At 63.0% G+C, this 18,032-nt stretch carries 17 protein-coding genes; 12 read left to right on the top strand and 5 right to left on the bottom strand.

Features of this window, described 5'->3' with window-relative positions:
• Positions 1-194 precede the first annotated feature (194 nt).
• From C8J98_RS06630 to C8J98_RS06620, 3 genes are read right to left on the bottom strand one after another with little or no spacing between them, the layout of a single operon-like run.
• Positions 195-953 (bottom strand): aspartyl/asparaginyl beta-hydroxylase domain-containing protein, encoded by a 759-nt coding sequence (locus tag C8J98_RS06630; protein ID WP_199229835.1) that lies wholly within the window; start codon positions 951-953, stop codon positions 195-197.
• A 54-nt stretch (positions 954-1,007) separates the two neighbouring features.
• Positions 1,008-1,730, bottom strand: coding sequence for a hypothetical protein (locus tag C8J98_RS06625; RefSeq protein WP_199229834.1), 723 nt, complete (start codon positions 1,728-1,730; stop codon positions 1,008-1,010).
• Between the two features lie 2 nt (positions 1,731-1,732).
• Positions 1,733-2,434, bottom strand: a complete 702-nt coding sequence (locus C8J98_RS06620; protein ID WP_107912087.1) for a hypothetical protein — start codon at positions 2,432-2,434, stop codon at positions 1,733-1,735.
• Positions 2,435-2,450: 16 nt separating this feature from the next.
• Here C8J98_RS06620 and C8J98_RS06615 point away from each other — a divergent pair, with 16 nt between their 5' ends.
• From C8J98_RS06615 to C8J98_RS06590, 6 genes are all read left to right on the top strand, one after another.
• Positions 2,451-3,407, top strand: a complete 957-nt coding sequence (locus C8J98_RS06615; protein ID WP_233260135.1) for a thymidylate kinase — start codon at positions 2,451-2,453, stop codon at positions 3,405-3,407.
• A gap of 106 nt (positions 3,408-3,513) precedes the next feature.
• A complete protein-coding gene (locus C8J98_RS06610; RefSeq protein WP_107912084.1) occupies positions 3,514-4,254 on the top strand; it encodes a YkgJ family cysteine cluster protein in 741 nt (246 codons plus the stop codon).
• A gap of 140 nt (positions 4,255-4,394) precedes the next feature.
• Positions 4,395-5,447 (top strand): class I SAM-dependent methyltransferase, encoded by a 1,053-nt coding sequence (locus tag C8J98_RS06605; protein ID WP_107912082.1) that lies wholly within the window; start codon positions 4,395-4,397, stop codon positions 5,445-5,447.
• A 68-nt stretch (positions 5,448-5,515) separates the two neighbouring features.
• Positions 5,516-6,130 carry a TetR/AcrR family transcriptional regulator gene (locus tag C8J98_RS06600; protein WP_107912080.1) on the top strand — a complete coding sequence of 205 codons (615 nt, stop codon included), beginning with the start codon at positions 5,516-5,518 and terminating at the stop codon, positions 6,128-6,130.
• Positions 6,131-6,220: 90 nt separating this feature from the next.
• Positions 6,221-7,306, top strand: coding sequence for an efflux RND transporter periplasmic adaptor subunit (locus C8J98_RS06595; RefSeq protein ID WP_343125719.1), 1,086 nt, complete (start codon positions 6,221-6,223; stop codon positions 7,304-7,306).
• Positions 7,303-10,395 (top strand): efflux RND transporter permease subunit, encoded by a 3,093-nt coding sequence (locus C8J98_RS06590; protein ID WP_199229833.1) that lies wholly within the window; start codon positions 7,303-7,305, stop codon positions 10,393-10,395. Before C8J98_RS06595 ends, C8J98_RS06590 begins: the two co-directional genes overlap by 4 nt.
• A gap of 58 nt (positions 10,396-10,453) precedes the next feature.
• Here C8J98_RS06590 and C8J98_RS06585 read toward each other — a convergent pair whose 3' ends face one another.
• Positions 10,454-11,491 carry an alpha/beta hydrolase gene (locus C8J98_RS06585; RefSeq protein WP_107912078.1) on the bottom strand — a complete coding sequence of 346 codons (1,038 nt, stop codon included), beginning with the start codon at positions 11,489-11,491 and terminating at the stop codon, positions 10,454-10,456.
• Positions 11,492-11,689: 198 nt separating this feature from the next.
• On the opposite strand from C8J98_RS06585, the gene C8J98_RS06580 reads away from it, so the two are divergent.
• From C8J98_RS06580 to C8J98_RS06565, 4 genes are all read left to right on the top strand, one after another.
• Positions 11,690-12,925: a methyl-accepting chemotaxis protein gene (locus tag C8J98_RS06580; protein WP_107912076.1), complete on the top strand. Its 1,236-nt coding sequence runs from the start codon at positions 11,690-11,692 to the stop codon at positions 12,923-12,925.
• A gap of 19 nt (positions 12,926-12,944) precedes the next feature.
• Positions 12,945-13,655, top strand: coding sequence for an MHYT domain-containing protein (locus tag C8J98_RS06575; RefSeq protein WP_158272627.1), 711 nt, complete (start codon positions 12,945-12,947; stop codon positions 13,653-13,655).
• Positions 13,656-13,707: 52 nt separating this feature from the next.
• On the top strand, positions 13,708-13,980 hold the full coding sequence (locus C8J98_RS06570; protein WP_107912072.1) for a hypothetical protein: 273 nt from the start codon (positions 13,708-13,710) through the stop codon (positions 13,978-13,980).
• Positions 13,981-14,085: 105 nt separating this feature from the next.
• A complete protein-coding gene (locus C8J98_RS06565; RefSeq protein ID WP_158272626.1) occupies positions 14,086-15,216 on the top strand; it encodes an acyltransferase in 1,131 nt (376 codons plus the stop codon).
• On the opposite strand, the gene C8J98_RS06560 is transcribed toward C8J98_RS06565, so the two are convergent.
• A complete protein-coding gene (locus tag C8J98_RS06560; protein ID WP_107912630.1) occupies positions 15,213-16,022 on the bottom strand; it encodes a helix-turn-helix transcriptional regulator in 810 nt (269 codons plus the stop codon). The genes C8J98_RS06565 and C8J98_RS06560 overlap by 4 nt on opposite strands.
• A gap of 211 nt (positions 16,023-16,233) precedes the next feature.
• On the opposite strand from C8J98_RS06560, the gene C8J98_RS06555 reads away from it, so the two are divergent.
• Positions 16,234-16,842 (top strand): carbonic anhydrase, encoded by a 609-nt coding sequence (locus tag C8J98_RS06555; RefSeq protein WP_107912069.1) that lies wholly within the window; start codon positions 16,234-16,236, stop codon positions 16,840-16,842.
• A gap of 172 nt (positions 16,843-17,014) precedes the next feature.
• Complete coding sequence (locus tag C8J98_RS06550) at positions 17,015-17,842, top strand: alpha/beta hydrolase (RefSeq protein WP_107912067.1); 828 nt, start codon at positions 17,015-17,017, stop codon at positions 17,840-17,842.
• Positions 17,843-18,032 lie beyond the last annotated feature (190 nt).

The following is an 18,032-nucleotide window of genomic DNA, read 5'->3' as shown; positions in this document are numbered from 1 at the left end:
TCTTATCGCGTTCTCAAGCGTTCTCCGAAACTAGATGGGGACATTCCCATGTTGTTTCTAGGAGGTTACTGTACCTAATGGTACCATAATTGGTCGGTTTGTTAAGAATTTACTCAGTCTTTCGTTAAAGAATACGGAAGTTGCTTCAGCAACGCTACAGCCAGAAGTCGGGGTCCTTTCCGGGTCCTTTCCGATCAGCGTCGTTTGTGATCCTGATTCCACTTCGCGAGGTTCTTCAACGGGGCCTTCACGTACGGGCTTGCCTGGATCAGCGCAAAGATCGCGCGATTGAATAGCGTGCCGATCCGGTCGCTTGGCCGGTCGATGTCGATGAACAGCACCGCGCGGTATTCGTCGGTGTCGTTGTGGACTTCGTGCTCGTAGCTGTCGTCGAACAGCACCACCTTGCCTTCCTGCCAGTGGAGGATCTGGTCGTCGACCCGGATCCACACGTTCTGCCGGTCCGCCGGGACCTTCACGCCCAGATGGGCCCGGATCACCGCGCGGGTCGGACCTTTGTGGGCGTCGATGCGGTAGCGCGGCTTCAGGATCGAGAACATGGCAGTGCGCATCCCCGGCAGCCCATCCAGGGCGGCGGCGGTACGCGGACACACGGCGCAGTTTTCGTCCACGCGCTTGCCGTAAATGTAGAAACCGAACGTCTTCCAGTTATCACCCTTGGAGATGCGCTTCTGGTCAGGGGAGAGCTGGTGGAACGCCGGGATGTCCTCCGGGTGCTCGAGCAGGTGATCGAGCTCGGCGCGAATCCCGGGCCATGCGGCCTCCAGGCGGGGCACCCAGTCGAACTCCTTGTTGTCGATCACGGGCGTGGTCGGCACGAGCGAATGCTTCGCCTGGAAATCGCCGCTCCAGCGCAGGAAGTGTTTACCGCCCCGGATGAGCAGGCGGCGCCATAGCGGTGCTTGCGACGAAGTCGGAAGTAGTGTGTTCAAGTCTGTTCGAATCTTTGAGGTTGCGTTCTGTAGCAGGGCTTGTCGCGGGACGGCCTATGCGGCGGCGTCCTGGACGAACGGAAGCGGTGCTACGGCGGCGGTAACGGCGCGGAGCGCCTTCTCGAACACGTCGGCATAGGGTGCCCGGGTGTCCAGATCGAAGATGGGCGCACCGTTGAACCGGAGGCGCCTCATCACCGCGATCTTGTCGGTCAGCTCGGCCGTGCCATGGTCGGGTTTGCGTCCCTGAGCCGTGGCGAGGTCGATGTCCAGCTTGATCACCAGCGCCGGGCGGATCATCGCCATGCGCTCATATAACTTCTGCTCGCGTGCCGCGAGCTTGCTCACCAGCCACTTCTGGCTTCGCGCCATGCCCAGTCCCGGACCGTCGTAGCGGAACCCGGCGATTTCGGCCTGCGGATAGCGGTCGGTGATGACCAGCACGCCACTTTCCGCGAGGCGAACCACTCGGCGCAGGTGCGCGGCGCGCCACAGCGACAGGCCATACATCACAAGCGCACCCCAGGCGTTGGGCAGCTTGTTCTTCATGTCCTGCGCGTGCGCGGCCTTCGCCGCGAGGCGCTTCTCCAGGCGCGGGCCGATCAGCGGCAGGCGCTTGATCTTGTCGCCGGTCTCACCGGAAACCAGGCCCAGGTAACGACGCACCGCGGCGCCGTCGTTGCCCAGCCTTTTCACCAGGTCGTGGGTGAGCGTCGACTTGCCGGTGCCGTCGCAACCGACCACGGCGATGAGTCCGGCGACCGGCCCCATACTCACCGTCACGCCGCTGAAGCCCGGGCGGGCGACGCCTGGAGCGCGGCGCGAATCGCGTGCAGCGACGAGCTCAGGACCGCACTGGCCTCATCCCGCGCATCGAGGTCGAGGATGGGGGCACCGTTGAACTTGAGGTGTGGCCATCCGGCGATCTTCTCGCGTAATGAGGCGAGCTTATGGTCGGGCTTACGGGCGTGGGCCGTTTCCGCGTCGACATTGAGCCGGATCACCAGCATCGGAATGCTGGTCGCCATCCACTCGTAGAGCCGCCGTTCGCTGGCCCTGAGGCGGCGGACCCACCAGTTGCCGCCCTCGGTCTTCGCCAGCTGCGGGCCGTCGAAATTAAAGCCGGCCTTCTCCGATTGCGGATAGCGGTCGGTCACCACGAGCACGCCGCGACTGGCCATGGCCAGCATGCGAGCGAACTTGTGGGCGCGCCAGCGCGATAGCAGATAGATGGCAAGGGCGGTGACATTACCCGGGGGCGCGGACGGCCGATCGTGGACCTTGTCCGACTTGCCGACCAGATAGCGATTCATGGCCGGGCCGATGACCGGCAGGGTGGCGATCCATTCGCCGATGCGTCCCGACGACTGCCCAAGGTAAAGCGCCTCGGTCGGACCGAGCACGCGCAGCTGCGCAACGAGGTCCGCTTGCAGGGTCGACTTGCCCGAACCATCGCAGCCGGTCAAGGCGACGATAGACAAGGGGCGAGAAGAATCAATGGGTTGGGAAAAGGTACGCACACCAGATACCCCCCGGTTAGTGCTAGACGAATACAATTTTATTACATCGTTCATTTTGCGTCTACCAGAGTTCTACCGCCCCTTCACATATGCGAAGGCGCCGGCCACGAAGCCTACGAATTGTCTCAATCTGGATACGCGCTGGTATGATTTCAATGACAGTTTTCTTAATTCGGGCATGACAATGCGGGAAGAGTCCGGCGCCTTGGCGCCACTGATTGCCATAATCGGTAGCGATGGCTCCGGGAAATCCACCGTGGCCGACCACATTCTCGAGTGGGTCGGCCGCTACGGACCGGCGGGGCGGGCCCATCTGGGCAAGCAGTCGGGCAATGTGGGGCGCGCTATCGGGCAATTGCCGCTCGTCGGTGCGGCCATGGATCGTCTGATCCGCCGCAAGGCCGACGACGTGAATGACCGGCTCAAGGAAGACAAGCAGCCCACCCTGCTGCCGGCCCTGGTCATCAGCGCTTTTACCCTGCGACGGAAGCGGCGCTTCAAGCGCATGCTCGCTATGAGGAAGCAGGGCCTCATCGTCATCACGGACCGCTACCCTCAGATTGCCGTCCCGGGGGCCTACGATGGTCCGGGCTTTCCTGACAGTCCCGGCGGGTCACGGCTGGTACTCACCCTGGCGCGGCGTGAGCAGGCCATGTTCGAGTGGATGGCAAGCTACCGGCCGGATCTGGTGCTCAGGCTCAATGTCGACGTCGACACCGCATTCGCGCGCAAGCCCGACCATCGCCGGGATGCCCTTGCCCGGAAGATCGCGGTAACACCGTACCTGACTTACAGCGGTGCGCCGATCGTGGACATCGACGCCAACCAACCGCTCGAGTGCGTATTCAAGGACGCCGAGGACGCGGTGGCGCGGATCATGGCCGAGCGTGGCTATGTATTGAAGCAAGGCGAACCGGCGGTCGCTTTTCGCTAAGCATTTGAGGGGGACCTGTAACCGGATCGGGTTCTGAGGCGAATGGTCATACGTGCCTTTCCCGCGACCCGGACCAGGATGCCATGCCCTTCATTTCTCCTGCACCATGTGTGGCCGTTGTTGCCACGGCCTGCGCCTGCCCCTCGGACTTGCCGAAGCCCGGAACTGGCTTGGCGAGGGAGGCGATGTCGAACTGTTCTGCGAAGCCATCCCCTGGCCGCAGGAGATGCCGGCGGACGACGGCGTGGCCCAGCATAAGCGCAACCGCTCGTTCGCGGCAGCGAGCGGAACGCTTCCGGTCCGCGTCATTGTCTCCCTGCTGGCCACCTTCGAAGGGGCGTGTCCGAACCTGCGCAGTGACATGAGCTGCGGCATCTACGAGCGGCGGCCCATGGCATGTCGCATCTATCCGGCCGAAGTGAACCCGTTTCTTTCCGTGGATCCTGCACAGAAGCTCTGTCCTCCTGAGGCATGGACGACCGGGACGGTGCTGCAAACCGATGAGGGTCGTTGGGCCGACACGACCGTTGCCGAGGCGGTCGACAGTCGACGTGGGTCGGACTATCGCGAGGCCGATGCAAAGGGGCGTCTATGCGAGCTGCTCGGCATTGTCGAGGCTGGACTGACCAACGAGGGCGTCGTAACCCATACGCCAGAGCGATCACACTTTCTTGCAGCACTCGACGCGGTGTCGGTCGATGCATTGCCGGGAACGTCTCAACCGGATTGGGTACTGGTTTCGCATCGGGAGCGCACCCTGGCGCTTCTGGATTCAGCCGGAGCGAGTCTCATGAACGCGGGCGCGCTGACAAAAAGCGACAAGCGCTTCATTGCCTTCGTCGAATAGCGCGTCTGCTGAAAACCTCAGTAGTTCTTCGTAGTTCGCTGGTGATATCTAGGCCGTTTGTACAGTGGCCGTGCGCGCAGGATTGGACTAGATCAAGGTGACCCTCGCCTGATCAAGCCATTCTTGCGGAGCGCGAACTCATGTCCGTTAACGAAGAAAAACTCAACGCCTTTCTGGGAAAAGCCGTTGGCGATCTCGGCGCCGCATTCAGCGCGGTGCTTGTCCTGCTCGGCGACGAACTGGGCTTGTACAAGGCGCTCGCAAAGGAGTCCCTGACACCTGTCGAGCTGGCGAAGCGCACCGGCACCAACGAGCGCTATATTCGCGAGTGGCTCGGCAACCAGGCCGCGGGTGGTTACGTTGACTACGACGCGTCGTCGGGCCAGTACCGGCTCAATGAAGAACAGGCTGTGTGCCTTGCCGATCCTGCCGGCCCGGTCGATCTTGCCGGGGCGTACGAAATCGCCCAGGCACTCTTCCACACCTATCCACGCGTGCGCGACAACTTCCGTAGCGGTGCCGGCATGGAGTGGGGCGAACATCATCCCTGTCTGTTCCATGGTGTCGAACGATTCTTTCGCGGCGGATACCACGCTCATCTGCTGGATGCGTGGTTGCCCGCGCTTGAAGGTGTGGTCGACAAGCTCAAGCGTGGCGGCAAGGTCGCCGACGTCGGTTGTGGTCATGGTGCGAGCACCGTGCTGATGGCAAAGGCGTTCCCGACATCGCATTTCGTTGGCTATGACTATCACGCACCGTCGATCGACGTCGCTCGCGAGCGGGCAAGGGAGGCCGGCGTGATCAATGCATCGTTCGAACAGGCGGATGCGACCGGTTATAACGGCCGCGATTTCGACCTCATCGCGTTCTTCGATTGCCTGCACGATATGGCCGATCCCGACGGAGCAGCCCGCCACGCGAGAACGGCGTTAAAGGAGGACGGCACCTGCATGATCGTTGAGCCCGCTGCCGGCGACAGCACGTCGGACAACCTCAATCCCGTCGGTCGCGTGTATTACGCGGCGTCTTCGATGATCTGCGTACCGGTGTCGCTCGCCCGGCATGGTCCGGCACTCGGTGCCCAGGCCGGCGAGGCACGCTTGCGCAAGGTGATCGTCGATGCCGGCGGCTTCCGACGCCTTCGCCGTGCCGCGGAGACTCCGTTCAACATCGTGCTGGAGGCTCGGTCTTGATGAAGGTTACCCGAATACGAAACGGTCACTAGTTGTCAAGGTGGGGGTGTATCCGGTATATCTTGCCCATGACCGACGCGATTACGACACCCGAGGCAAGCCCGACGGGCGCTCCCGGCATCCGCGAGCAGATTGTGGAGGCCGCCGACGCGCACTTCAGCCGGTACGGCTACGCCAAGACCACCGTTGCTGACCTGGCCAAGGCGATCGGCTTCTCCAAGGCGTACATCTACAAATTCTTCGACTCGAAGCAAGCGATCGGCGAGGCCATCTGCTGGCGCTGCCTTTCCGCGCAGCTCGGAACCATTACAGCCGCCGTCGAGGCTGCCCAAGGCGCCCACGAGAAGCTGCGGGTGCTCTTTCGCACCACGGTGGAAGAGAATCGCGCCCAGTTTTTCGCTGATCGGCAGCTCTACGATATCGTGATCCATTCCTGCGCCGAAAATTGGGCGAGTTCAACGGCTTACGTCGTTGAGTTCGAGGCGTTACTGGCCAGCATCATCCGGGAAGGACGCGAAGCCGGTGAGTTCGAGCGCAAGACGCCGGCGGACGAGGTCCTGAAGGCGATCTGCCTGGCCACGTCGCCGTTTACTCACCCGCTCCTGCTCCAGCACAACCTCGATCAGATCGACCAGGGATTACCCGCAGTCACGAACCTGATCCTGCGCAGTCTCGCCCCCTGACGGTATAACTGAGTTTCCAGTGACCAGTTGACATATTGGTCACAAGATACGAAAGTGCGGCTTTCCTAATGGAAGCCCGCCGTGGATACGTTGCTCCCGATCCGTCGTTTGCTGCCTCCCGGGGTCGCTGCCCTGGCACTGGCCCTTGCCGCCTGCTCGCAGACGCAGGCGGATCCCCGGCTCCAGGCACCCATGGTGCGCACGGCCACCGTAGCGCCGGGTGCGCACGGCGAGCGCGCCTTTTCCGGTGTCGTGTCGGCCCGTGTCCAGAGTGGGCTGGGCTTCCGGGTTCCGGGAAAAGTCACCGAGCGGCTCGTGGACGCCGGCCAGGTCGTCAGGAAAGGCCAGCCGCTGATGCGCATCGATCGCACGGATCTCGCGCTCGCCAATGCCGCGTCGACCGAGCAAGTGGAGGCGGCGCGCGCGCAGGCGGTGCAGGCCGCCGCCGATGAAAAACGTCTGCGCGGCCTGGCCGATGTCGGTGCGGTTTCCCGTTCGGCTTACGACCTGGCCAAGGCCGCTTCCGACGCCGGAGCGGCGCGCCTTCGTGCCGCCCAGGCGCAGGCATCGGTCTCGGCGAACGAGGCCGGCTACTCGGTGCTCGTCGCCGACGCCGACGGCACGGTGGTCGACACCCTCGCCGAACCGGGCCAGGTGGTCGCGGCGGGCCAGACCGTGATTCACCTCGCCCATGCGGGCCCGCGTGAGGCGCTGGTCAGCTTGCCGGAAACGGTTCGCCCGGCCATTGACTCGATGGCACAGGCATCGGTGTTCGGCGGAGCAGGAGAGGCCGGGCCGGCACGACTTCGCGTGCTGTCCGATGCGGCCGACCCCGCGACGCGTACGTTCGAAGCGCGCTACGTACTGGAAGGCAAGGCCGCGGATGCGCCGCTGGGTGCAACCGTTGTTGTCCGCCTGCCGGACGGACGCGAAGCGGCCACCACCGTGCCGCTTGCCGCCGTTTACGACAACGGCGCGGGCCCCGGCGTGTGGGTTCTGAAGGGTAAGACGCCGGTGGTGACGTGGCGCCACGTGCAGTTGGGCAGCCTCGGCGATGAGACAGTGGCCGTGACCAGCGGCCTCTTGCCCGGTGAGCGCTTCGTTTCCCTGGGTGCGCATCAGCTTCACGAAGGCGAGCAGGTACGCGTGGCCGATGTGCAGGAAGCGACGAAATGAGCATCGGCTTCAACCTGTCCGCGCTTGCGGTACGCGAACGCGCGGTCACGCTGTTCCTGATCATCGCGGTATCGGTGGCAGGCCTTTTTGCCTTCTTCCATCTCGGGCGTGCGGAGGATCCGAGCTTTACCGTGAAGGTGTTGACGGTGGTCACCGCATGGCCCGGTGCCACCGCCGAGGAAATGCAGAACCAGATCGCCGAGCCGCTGGAAAAGCGGCTACAGGAACTGACATGGTATGACCGCAGCGAAACCTTCTCCCGTCCCGGGCTGGCCTTTACCACCCTGACGCTGCGTGACGACACACCGCCGTCAGAGGTGCCCGAGGAGTTCTATCAGGCGCGCAAGAAGCTGGGCGACGAAGCGGCGAAACTGCCGCCCGGCGTGTCGGGACCTCTGGTCAATGACGAATATGCCGACGTGACCTTCGCCCTGTACGCGCTCAAGGCGCGTGGCGAGCCGCACCGCCTGCTCGTGCGCGAAGCGGAGACCGTCAGGCAGCAGTTGCTGCATGTGCCGGGCGTCAAGAAGGTCAACATCATCGGCGAGCGTCCGGAGAAGATCTTCGTCGAGTTCTCACATGAGCGACTGGCCACGCTCGGCATCGCGCCGACGGCAATCTTCGAATCGCTCAACAAACAGAACGTGCTGGCCGCGGCGGGCTCGATCGAGACGCAGGGACCCTCCGTGGTCGTACGACTCGACGGCGCGTTCGACGACCTCAAGCGCATCGAGGACACCCCCGTCGTCGCCAACGGGCGCACGCTTCGCCTCGCGGATGTCGCGACGGTGCGTCGTGGCTACGAGGATCCGGCCATGTTCCTCATCCGTAACGACGGTGAGCCGGCGCTCATCCTCGGCGTGGTGATGAAGGAGCGCTACAACGGTCTGGACCTGGGCAAGGCGCTTGAGAAGGAAGCATCGGCGATCTCCTCGACGATGCCGGTGGGACTGACGTTCTCGAAGGTCACCGACCAGGCGGTCAATATCGCCGAGGCCTATGACGAATTCATGCTGAAGTTCTTTGTTGCCCTGGCGGTGGTGATCGCGGTGAGCCTGGTCAGCCTGGGCTTCCGCGTGGGTCTGGTGGTCGCTGCCGCCGTGCCGCTTACCCTGGCCGGCGTGTTCGTCATCATGCTGGTGACCGGACGCGACTTCGATCGCATCACCCTGGGTGCGCTGATTCTTTCGCTAGGCCTGCTGGTCGATGACGCGATCATCGTCATCGAGACCATCGTGGTGAAGATGGAGGAGGGCAAGGACCGCATCGAGGCGGCGACGTACTCGTGGGGGCACACGGCGGCGCCCATGCTGGCGGGCACGCTGGTCACCGCCATTGGCCTGATGCCGGTGGGCTTCGCCAAGTCGACCGCCGGTGAGTACGCCGGGAATATCTTCTGGGTGGTGATGTTCTCGCTGCTCACCTCGTGGCTCGTCGCGGTCATCTTCACCCCTTACCTCGGCGTCAAGCTGCTGCCGGATATCCGTCCGGTGGAAGGTGGTCATGCCGCTATCTACGGCACCCCGCGCTACAGGAAGCTGCGCCGCGTGATTGCCTTCGCAGTGCGCCGGAAGCTGGCCGTCGCGTTGACCGTGGTCGGCCTGTTCGTATTGGCTGTCCTGGGGATGGGCTTCGTCAAGAACCAGTTCTTCCCGGCGTCGGACCGCCCGGAAGTGCTGGTCGAAGTGCAGATGCCCGAAGGCACGTCGATCGAAGCGACCAGTAAGGCGGTCGGCGAAGTCGAGGCCTGGTTGCGCAAGCAACCCGAGGCGAAGATCGTCACCAGCTACATCGGGCAGGGCGCGCCGCGCTTCTACCTCGCGATCGCCCCGGAACTTCCCGATGCCTCGTTCGCCAAGATCGTCGTGCTCACCGACAATGAGAAGACACGCGATGCGCTCAAGTTGCGCGTCTGGCAGGCCGTGCAGGATGGCCTTGCGCCCGAGGCGCGCGTACGTGCTACGCAAATCGTTTTCGGTCCGTATTCGCCGTTTCCGGTGGCCTTCCGCGTTTCCGGTCCGGACGAGGGCCGGGTGCGCGACCTCGCGGCGAAGGTTCGCGATGTGATGCAGAAGAATCCGAGCATGCGCACGGTCAACAGTGACTGGGGCGAGCGCGTGCCGACGGTACATCTCGTACTCGACCAGGACCGCCTGCAGGCGATCGGCCTGAGCTCGCGCGACGCCGCGGACCAGCTGCAGTTCCTGCTCACGGGCACAACAGTGACGAAGGTTCGCGAGGACATCCGCTCAGTCGACGTGGTGGCCCGCAGTTCCGGGCCGACCCGTCTGGACCCCGCGCAGCTCAGTGCCTTCACGCTCGTGGGTTCGCATGGGGAGCGGCTGCCTCTGGACCAGCTTGGCCACACGGAGGTGCGCATGGAAGACCCCATCCTTCGCCGTCGCGATCGCATGACGACCATCACCGTGCGCGGCGACATTGGCGAAGCGTTCCAGCCACCCGACGTTTCGATGCAGGTGCTCAACGATCTCAAGCCGTTGATGGCAACGTTGCAGCCCGGCTACGCGATCACGACCGCTGGTGCGCTCGAGGAAGCGGGTAAGGCCAACGTCGCGCTCGCCGCCGTTTTCCCGGTCATGCTGCTCCTGATGATGATCGTGATCGTGTTCGAGGTCAGGTCCATCGCGGGCATGCTGATGGTCCTCGCCACCGCGCCGGTGGCTCTGGTCGGCGTCGTGCCGACGCTGCTCCTGTTCCACCAGCCGTTCGGCTTCAACGCCATCCTGGGTGTGATCGGCCTGGCCGGCATTATCATGCGCAACACCCTCATCCTGATTGGCCAGATTCACACCAACCAGCGACAGGGACTGGATACGTACCACGCGGTCGTCGAAGCGACGGTGCAGCGTGCGCGACCGGTCATCCTGACGGCGCTCGCCGCGGTACTCGCCTTCATTCCACTAACCTTCTCGGTCTTCTGGGGTTCGCTGGCCTTCACCCTGATTGGCGGCACGATCGGTGGCACGGTGCTGACCTTGCTGTTCCTTCCTGCGCTCTACGCCCTGTGGTTCCGCATCAAACCCGACAAGGACATCGATCCCGGCGCAGTCCCCGCAATAGCCCACTGACAAACGCCCCCCTGTGGGAGCCGCTTCAGCGGCGATAGCGCCCCCCAGTGCAAAAACCCTATTCTTCAATCGTAGGCTCAGCTCGCGAATAAGAAACCTCACCCCGCCGGAGCGCCTCAACAAGCCCCGTCACTTCACGATTCACCAGGTCGGGCCGGTCGACATGAATATAGTGGTCGCTACCCTTGGCAATGATGCGACGACTGATCGGCGACAGGTCCTTGCTCTCTTCCTGCATCTGGTTCCAGACCAACGAGTTCGCCCTGGCCACTTCCGGTGGCCAGTTCGACGGCATTGAGGTGGGATCGCGCGAGAGGATGAGAACGGGCAGGTGAGGGAAGGGGCCGACCTTGAGGGTTTCTTCGCCGGACTGCCGCACGGCGTCAAGTTCGGCCTCAAGCGCATCGAACTGCGTCGGGTCACAGTTGTTCGCTTGAATGACCGCGCTGTACGCCTCAAAGCCAGCCGGCACGCTCGAGCAGATGCCTTGTAGCCGGTACCAGCCGATCGTCATGAGTAATTTTTGCCAGGGCATCCCGGCTCGCTGGGACTCCTGGATGGCGACGAGGCTCCTGGGCACGCGATCGTCCTGAAGCGGTGTGGCTGCGTCGATGAATACCAGCGCGGCAAGCTCGCCCACGTAGCGTTTGGCGTAAGCGCGCAGGTAAAGACCAGAGATGGAGTGGCCCACCAGGACAAACGGTGTGTCGATACCCGCGACTCGCACAAGATCGTGCAGCTGCGCGGCAAGCGTGTCCGCGTCATGGGGGCGGGGCGTCATGGCACTTGAGCCGAAACCACTGCGGTCGAACGAGCAGACGCGGGTGACCCTGGATAACTCCGGCTGCACCTTTACCCAGGTCGTGAAGTCATCGCCCAGGCCCGTGTCCAGCATGACGGTGGGGGAGCCTTCTCCGGTACAGAACATATGCACGTCGTAACCGTCGACCCGGTAGATCTCGCCGGGAGCGTGCGCCAGGGAGCGCAACTTGTGTAGCGCGAGCTGGTTGTAAAGCGTCCCGGCAACCAGCAGGACGACGACCAGGGAGACCATGGCGATCGTGGCGACAACGAGAACGTTCTTGGGTCGGGTCATGTCATCCGAATGCTGCTCGCAGCCGTGCACGAGAGCCCGTGCCAACAGTCATGCGATATCAAATTAATCACAAATTCGGCAACTGAAAACAGATTTATCAGATAGCGCGGCTTATCTTCAGGCGACTCGTAAATACCCCTCAAGTCTCCCTGCGGGCTGTCGATAATCACGGCAGTGTCCAAGAGCGGGGAGGCTGTCATGATTCGCTACACGATCAAGGTCCGTATGGGACTTCGGCTGGGACTGTTGTTGACATTTCTGGTCGTCATAGGCGTAGCCGGCCTCTATGGTATCGACCGGGCAAACGCCAATGCCGCGACAGTCTACGAACACGCGGGCAAGCTGTTAGGTCAGATGGAAGGCCACCCCACGGATGCCTCGCTTGCCCAGGCCAGGCATTCGCTCGATGCGCTGGCGCAGGCTCAGATGGCACAAGGGCATGTCATTCTGAAGGTCGAGCTTGGCGCTGTGCTGGCCGGTCTTCTTCTGTCGGTGATTCTCGACGGCATCTTCGTCCGCTCGGTGACCACGCGCATTCGTGACGCGCTTGCGTTGGCCCGTACCGTAGCCGACGGCCGCCTGGATAATCGCATTCCGACACTTTATTCCGATGAGATCGGCGAGCTTCGCGCTGCCTTCCGCGACATGGACGAGCGCCTGGCCGGTGTGATCCGCCAGGTACGCGATGGCGCCGGTGCGGTGAATGTCGCCGCTGTGCAGATGGTGTCCGACAACGACAGCTTGTCCCGCCAGTTGATCGAAGACGCTACGGGACTGCGCGACACCGCCACGGGCATGGAAACCGTCTCGGCCCTGGTCGAGCAGACGGCAGAGCACGCGCGCCACGCCGATCGTCTTGCGGGCGAAGCGCGCAGGTGTGCCGAGGATGGCGGTGACGTCGTTGCGCAGATGCAGCAGGCGATGCAAGCGATCGGTGAATCGAGTGGACGAATCGCCGATATCGTCGGCCTGATCGATGCCATAGCGTTCCAGACCCGCTTGCTGGCGCTCAACGCGGCGGTCGAAGCGGCCCGTGCCGGTGAGCATGGACGTGGATTCGCTGTCGTCGCCGGTGAAGTACGCGATCTGGCCCAGCGTTGCACCGTGGCCGCGGGCGAGATCAAACAGCTGATCGCCGAAAGCCGTGAGAAGGTGGGTGACGGGACACAACTGGCCGGCAGTTCCGGCGACACCCTGGCGAGGATCGTGCACAGCGTGCGCGAACTGACCGATGTGGTCGGCCACATTGCCCGCTCCAGTGCGCAGCAGTCGCATGGCGTCGGCAAGGCAAGCGTGGCACTCAACCAGATCGACCAGGCCATGCAGGCGCACGAGTCGCTTCTGAAACAGGCCAGTTCGGCCAGCCGGCACATGCTCGAGCAGGCCGATGGTCTTGCCGACAATGTTGCCTATTTCACCTTCGCCCGCGCCTGATCGACAAGAGGAAAACCTGATGGAACAGCATTACGACCTGGTCATGGTGGCGTATTCGTTCGTGATCGCCACGCTCACCGGTTACTGCGGCATCGAGATGACGGCTCGGGTCCGGGCTGCCGCGCCTGATCAGAAAGGGCGCTGGGTGCTAGCGGGAGCCTTCGCTTTCGGCACCGGTGTATGGGCCATGCATTTCATGGGTATCGCCGCGATGACCATCGGCGCACCCGTGAGCTTCGATCTGCCGATCACCGCGGCCTCATGGCTGGTAGCGGTGGCGGTGAGCGCGATCGGTTTCTACGTGATCCGCAATGGTGTGCGCCTGTTTACCTGGTTGATTGCTTCGGTGCTCATGGCGACCGGCGTCTGCCTGATGCACTACGGTGGCATGTACGCCATGCGCATGCTGCCGGCCATCGAGTACCGGCCGCTGCTGTTCTGGGCCTCGGCCGGTATCGCGCTGGGTGCGAGCGGCGCGGCTTTGTTGATCATGACCTGGCTGCGTACGAGCCATCACTGGACCCACGTGGCGCTGCGCCTGGCCGCGGCCATTGTGATGGCGGTGGCCGTTACGGGTATGCACTACACGGGCATGGCGGCAGCGATGTTCGCCCCAGGCGCCTATTGCTCGCCTGGCAACCAGCTCAGCGATGCCTGGACCATCCTGGGGCTGGTGATGGTCGGAACGGCCGTGGTCAGCTTGTCGCAGTGGTGGGCTTTGCTGAAATAACCGCGATGCCGACTAGACTGGGATTCCCGGACCCAAGGAGATCGAAGACATCATGCACACGCTGCTAGTGATCGTAGGAGGCATTGTCCTGATGGGTCTATTCCTGCTGTTCGGCAATCTATGGGGCGGCGATGCCTCGGCGTCTCTTGCAACGGCCCTGAAGGCCTTCATTCCCGTCTGGTTGCTCGTGACCATTGCCAACCTGTGGATCGGAGTGGCTCGTGCGGGGTACACCGTGAGGGAGGAGCTTCCGGTGCTGCTGATCGTGTTTCTGATTCCTGCCGTGGTGGCCGCCATCATTACGTGGAGACTTTCCCGGGGATAGAACGGATGGGCTGCCGTTCGATCGTGAGCAACACCCGTGCAACCATTGTGAGCGGATAACGGCACTCACGGGACGGCCATGGGCCATGCACGGCCGGGAGGCCTGATGAAGTCGGACGAGCACAAGCTGGCCTGGCTTCAGGCGCTACGCGGTGTCGCAGCGTTGTTGGTGGTTTTCCTGCACGACAGGGAGGCGTTGAAGGTCGCGGGGCTGGATGGCGCCTTCGAGGCGATGTTCCCACTGGGCATGGGCGTGGACCTGTTCTTCCTGATCAGCGGCTTCATCATGGTCCTGACCACCCGGGGCTTCGACGGTAGCCTCGGGTATGCGTGGCGCTTCCTGGTCAAGCGATTCGTGCGCATCTGGCCGATCTACGCGATCGTGACGGTTGCCTATGTGGCTGTCGGGCAACATGGTGTGCAGGGCTTTCGCGAGCCCGGTGTCCTCGTGCAGGCGCTCGAAGGCCTTTTGTTCATCCCGCACGATCCCGTCCATTTCCCGCTGTACTTCCAGATGACCGTGGGAGTGGCCTGGACCTTGTGTTTCGAGTTCGGCTTCTACGTGGTGTTCGCCGCAGCCATGCTGTTCGGAAAGTACCGCTACCTCGCACTGGCGGCCTGGTTCGCCACCACCCTGGTCGTCGTGCCGGTAGTGCAGGGCACGCTGGACTTTTCCGTGAGTTCGCTCCACATCGTCCATGGGCTGCGCTACACCGTTTTGGCCCTCAATCCCATCGTCTGGGACTTCGTGCTGGGCATGCTGGCAGGCTGGATCTACATGTCGTCGCTGCGGGTCGACCGTCGGGTGCTGATAGGCGTGGTCACAGCGGCAAGCCTGCTGATAGTCGTCGTGGGGTGGCATGCCCTCGGCCTGGTGAATTTCCACGGGCCAAGGGGATGGGGATTGTTGATGGCGATCGCTTTCCTGGGGGTTGTCCTGTCCGCGAAGGTGAGGCCCTTCCAGGTGCCCGCGCGGATGGTGTGGTTGGGCGATGTTTCTTACTCGCTTTACCTCATCCACGTGTTGGCCTTCATCGTGGTCACCGCAGCAGTGGCTCAGTGCGGCCTTTCGGGTCCCGTGGCGGGCTTTTCGAGATTCGTTCTTCAACCCGCACTGGCGCTCATCATGGCCGCCGCGATGTATCGCTACGTTGAAGCCCCTCTATCGGGGTGGCTGCGTTCTGTCCTCTTGCCGGCGCGCAGGACCCGTCATACGCGATGGCTGGCGGAGCACTAGGCTGACGGCGTGCCATGCCAGGCTTCCGTCGCCTCGTCGACAGGGGCCAGGCACTCGACGCGCAATTCCTGGGGGCCCGGACTGCGCGGCGTCCCGACCGTGGTCACCAGCGAGAAATAGCTGAGCCGACGATTCCCGTCGACGAGGGTGAGCGGTATGACGGGGAGATCGGCGGCGCGGTCGTCCGTGCCGATATGCTCCGTACCAGGATAAGCGTGCAGTGAGTCCAGAAGCTCCCGGGTCGGTTCGTCGATTGCACCGCCGACCGCCTCCCGCCGCACGCGCTGGATCAGGGACGCGGACAGTCGCTCCCAATCGGCGACAAAGGGACGTAAGCCGGCGGGATCGAAGATCATCCGGAGAATGTTCCGCGGCCGAGGCCAGCGAGCCAGATCGATGAATGAGCCGAGCATCCGTCGGGTCGCTTCATTGACCATCACCACGTTCCAGTAGCGATCCATTACTAACGCCGGAAACGGCTCGTGCTGCGCGAGCATGCGCTCGAGCGCGTGGCGGACGATGGCGAAGGAGGCGGCGTCCCAGGACTCATCGACGTCGTAGAGCGGGGCGTAACCGGCGGCGAGCAACAGCTCGTTGCGTTCGCGAAAAGGCATGTCGAGCCCGTCCGCGACGACCATGAGTGTTTGCCGGGTAGGTGCACTACGTCCGCTCTCCATGAAGCTCAAGTGTCTCTGTGAGACGCCCGTATGGAGGGAGAGCTCGAACTGGCTTATGCCGCGCATGCCTCGCCATGCTTTCAGGATCCGGCCGAGCTCGCTTGGGGGACTGCCCGCTTGGGTGGTCATGTCATTGCGCCGCATGGGAAGAGGGGAGCATTCGATGCAGGCCGCACCGGGTCAATTACGTCGGAGGTAATAAGTGCGTTGGGTGGTTGGAGTTTACGCCGGCCCTGGCTTCATTACCCCGTACGTAATTGAGACGATTTCCTGCATTCCCATAATAGGTATCTCCCGGCCGACGAACCGGGTCCACTCCCCCCGATTCCTGGAGATACCCATGTGCACGACGAAAGCCACGTTCAATGAGTTTGTATTCAGCGCGATGCCCGGGTTTGACGAGGCCAGCTTCCGCAAGCTCTTTGCCCAGGCCATCAACCTCAAGACTATCGTGATCCACTGTTTCGACCCGCGGGCCGCCGAAATTCCGGAAGTGGTCGCAAGGCATTTCCCCGGCGAAATCTACCCCGGCGAGAATGTCATCGACGAAGCCGGCAACCGGGTGGGACACACCAGGACCCTGTTTCCGATATCGGTGGCGGGCGGGCGCGCGGTGGCTGGCCTGCAGTCGATCTCAACGATGGAGCATCTTTTCGGCCTCGAGAACGTGGTCGTCGTGCACCATTCGTTCTGCGGGGCGACGTCCTTTACCACCGACGGCATGCTCGGCGCGTTCAAGCACGAGCATGGCGTCGACATCTCTTCGGAATACGACCGCGGTAGCATCAGTATTTCGGATTTCAATTCATCGCTCGAGTACGACGTCGCGCTGGTTCGCGCAAGTCCCGGTGTGCCCAGGCATGTGAACGTCTACGGCTTCTTCTATAACATCGATACGGGCGAACTCACCGAAGTGGTGCGCGATCTCGCACGGACGGAAGCGGCATAGCGCGCAGCGCAGGACTTGTTGCGGGGCCTGAGGCGGCTTGGCCTCAGCGCCCCCGCAAAAAGACGTTTGTTCAATAAAACAATCGTCAATTGAACAAAGATTCCCTACGTATCCGCTAGCCTGCGGGCGTAGGCGCCGCCACGTCCGCTTCCCCCTCGTTTAGGAGCGTTGTATGGACGGCACGATCACCACGAAAGACGGCGTAACGATCTACTACAAGGATTGGGGCACGGGCCAGCCGCTCGTCTTCAGTCACGGATGGCCGCTGTCGGCGGACGACTGGGACACGCAGATGCTGTTCTTCCTGCGCCAGGGCTTTCGTGTGATCGCCGCCGATCGCCGCGGACATGGCCGCTCGAGCCAGACCGAAGACGGCAACGACATGGACCACTACGCGGCCGACCTCGCTGCCCTGACCGAGCACCTCGACCTGCGCGACGCCGTGCACATCGGCCATTCCACCGGTGGTGGTGAAGTTACCCGTTACGTCGCGCAGTACGGACAGGAGCGCACGGCGAAGATTGCCCTGCTCAGTTCGGTGCCGCCGATCATGGTGAAGACGGCCTCCAATCCCGAGGGCCTGCCTATCGAGGTCTTCGACGGCCTGCGCGCGGCGCTGGCGGCCAACAGGGCACAGTTCTACCTCGACCTGCCGACTGGCCCCTTCTACGGCTATAACCGTCCCGGTGCGACGCCTTCGCAGGGCGTCATCGACAACTGGTGGCGGCAAGGCATGATGGGCGGCACCAAGGCCCACTACGACTGCATCAAGGCGTTCTCGGAAACCGACTTCAACGACGACCTGAAGAAGATCGACAAACCGGCGCTGGTCCTTCACGGCGACGACGACCAGATCGTTCCGTACAAGGACGCGGGTGTGCTTTCGGCCAAGGTACTGAAGAATTCCACGCTGAAGATCTATCCGGGGTTCCCGCACGGCATGCCGACGACGCACGCCGATACGATCAACGCGGATTTGCTGGCGTTTATCAAGAGCTGAGTTTCGAGAGCGGATGCGTTTGCACGCCCGTAGTTTCCCGTGGTTTTACGCAGTGTCCTGCGCTATACGCAAGTTATCGCCGGGCATTCGTTGACGCCGTGAGTCAAGGTCCTGACGCGGTTCGCCGGGTCGCATCGTGAGACGAACGAACTCGCGTCGTCAAACTGACGCGCCACCTCGTTGGCGATCG

The organism is Luteibacter sp. OK325 (assembly GCF_003050935.1).
GTDB lineage: Bacteria > Pseudomonadota > Gammaproteobacteria > Xanthomonadales > Rhodanobacteraceae > Luteibacter.
The sequence above is the reverse complement of the archived record's forward strand: the minus strand, read 5'-3'. Positions and strand labels throughout refer to the sequence as shown.

Excerpts from the sequence above, each read along its gene's own strand:
- C8J98_RS06615 (WP_233260135.1), top strand. The coding sequence starts at position 2,451 with ATGGGTTGGGAAAAGGTACGCACACCAGATACCCCCCGGTTAGTGCTA.
- C8J98_RS06610 (WP_107912084.1), top strand. The coding sequence starts at position 3,514 with ATGTGTGGCCGTTGTTGCCACGGCCTGCGCCTGCCCCTCGGACTTGCC.
- C8J98_RS06605 (WP_107912082.1), top strand. The coding sequence starts at position 4,395 with ATGTCCGTTAACGAAGAAAAACTCAACGCCTTTCTGGGAAAAGCCGTT.
- C8J98_RS06600 (WP_107912080.1), top strand. The coding sequence starts at position 5,516 with ATGACCGACGCGATTACGACACCCGAGGCAAGCCCGACGGGCGCTCCC.
- C8J98_RS06590 (WP_199229833.1), top strand. The coding sequence starts at position 7,303 with ATGAGCATCGGCTTCAACCTGTCCGCGCTTGCGGTACGCGAACGCGCG.
- C8J98_RS06585 (WP_107912078.1), bottom strand. The coding sequence starts at position 11,491 with ATGACCCGACCCAAGAACGTTCTCGTTGTCGCCACGATCGCCATGGTC.
- C8J98_RS06580 (WP_107912076.1), top strand. The coding sequence starts at position 11,690 with ATGATTCGCTACACGATCAAGGTCCGTATGGGACTTCGGCTGGGACTG.
- C8J98_RS06575 (WP_158272627.1), top strand. The coding sequence starts at position 12,945 with ATGGAACAGCATTACGACCTGGTCATGGTGGCGTATTCGTTCGTGATC.
- C8J98_RS06570 (WP_107912072.1), top strand. The coding sequence starts at position 13,708 with ATGCACACGCTGCTAGTGATCGTAGGAGGCATTGTCCTGATGGGTCTA.
- C8J98_RS06565 (WP_158272626.1), top strand. The coding sequence starts at position 14,086 with ATGAAGTCGGACGAGCACAAGCTGGCCTGGCTTCAGGCGCTACGCGGT.
- C8J98_RS06560 (WP_107912630.1), bottom strand. The coding sequence starts at position 16,022 with ATGACCACCCAAGCGGGCAGTCCCCCAAGCGAGCTCGGCCGGATCCTG.
- C8J98_RS06555 (WP_107912069.1), top strand. The coding sequence starts at position 16,234 with ATGTGCACGACGAAAGCCACGTTCAATGAGTTTGTATTCAGCGCGATG.
- C8J98_RS06550 (WP_107912067.1), top strand. The coding sequence starts at position 17,015 with ATGGACGGCACGATCACCACGAAAGACGGCGTAACGATCTACTACAAG.